Origin of the sequence: Agrobacterium bohemicum (assembly GCF_001562555.1) — a bacterium.
Classification (GTDB): domain Bacteria; phylum Pseudomonadota; class Alphaproteobacteria; order Rhizobiales; family Rhizobiaceae; genus Agrobacterium; species Agrobacterium bohemicum.
The window spans coordinates 1-276 of sequence record NZ_KQ961041.1; the positions used below are offsets into that span (position 1 = coordinate 1).

Here is a 276-nt window from a genome sequence, read left to right on the forward strand (position 1 = left end):
AGCGTGCGTGTGTGGTGGCCGGGGTTTTTGACGGGATGGGATTCGTGGTGGAGTGTATGTTTGCGTTTGCGGGTGTGGCTCACCCCCTCTGCCCTGCCGGGCATCTCCCCCACAGGTGGGGAGATTGGCAAGAGGCACGCTTGCCACTCCATCCGGGGACGTCAGAAGGACAACCAGCAAAACGTGCTCTCGCTCATCCACGATATTCAAGATGGCCAAGACATCGCGCCGAGCCTGATCTCCCCACCTGTGGGGGAGATGCCCGGCAGGGCAGAG

The 276-nt window shown here is 62.0% G+C and carries 1 pseudogene; it reads left to right on the forward strand.

Annotation, left to right across the window (positions count from 1 at the left end):
• Positions 1-60: 60 nt before the first annotated feature.
• Positions 61-276, forward strand: a pseudogene (locus ATO67_RS23405) (hypothetical protein); the annotation flags it as partial.